Source organism: Bacillus cereus group sp. N21 (assembly GCF_016483395.1).
Classification (GTDB): Bacteria; Bacillota; Bacilli; order Bacillales; family Bacillaceae_G; genus Bacillus_A; species Bacillus_A pseudomycoides.
In genome coordinates this window covers 1-792 of the sequence record NZ_JAEHBX010000210.1, presented here as the reverse complement: position 1 = coordinate 792, position 792 = coordinate 1, and the positions used below count along the sequence as shown (strand labels likewise).

Below are 792 nucleotides of genomic sequence, written 5' to 3'. Positions count from 1 at the left end.
TGGAGAGAACCGCTTGAATCTAGACGACTCCATCGAAAAATGGTTGCCTGGTGTCATTCAAGGAAACGGATATGATGGTAACCAGATTACTATCCGGCAGATATTGAATCATACAAGTGGTATCGCTGACTACATAAAGTCAAAAGACTTTGATATTATGGATACAAAAAAATCGTATACGGCTGAAGAATTCGTAAAGATGGGGATTTCTCTTCCCCCAGACTTTGCCCCAGGAAAGGGCTGGTCTTATTCAAACACAGGATACGTATTACTGGGTATCCTTATTGAAAAAGTAACTGGAAACAGCTATGCGGAAGAGGTTGAAAATCGGATTATTGAACCGCTTGAATTGTTGAATACATTCCTACCTGGCAATTCAAGCGTTATTCCGGGCACCAAGCATGCCCGTGGATATTTACAACCAGACGGAGCAAGTGAGCTAAAAGACGTTACTTATTCTAACCCAGGTAGCTCGGATGGAGAGATGATTTCTACTGCTGACGACTTAAACAAATTCTTCTCTTACTTACTCCGTGGCAAATTACTGAAGGAACAGCAACTAAAACAAATGCTTACTACAGTTCCTACAGGAAGAGAAGGAATCGATGGATATGGCCTTGGAATCTATGAAATTAAGCTTCCAAACGGTGTCTCGATATGGGGACACACGGGTGGCGTTCCAGGGTTTTCTACTCTTGCTGGGGGTACAATTGGGGGCAAGCATACGTTGGCCGTCAATTTGAACAGCATGGGTAAAGCTAACAGTCCTGACCCTTTTAAAAATATTTTACT

At 42.4% G+C, this 792-nt stretch carries 1 protein-coding gene; it reads left to right on the top strand.

Going from position 1 to position 792, the window contains the following annotated elements; all coding sequences use genetic code 11:
* On the top strand, positions 1-792 hold a 792-nt coding region (locus tag JDS96_RS30525), incomplete at both ends, for a serine hydrolase domain-containing protein (RefSeq protein WP_199669097.1).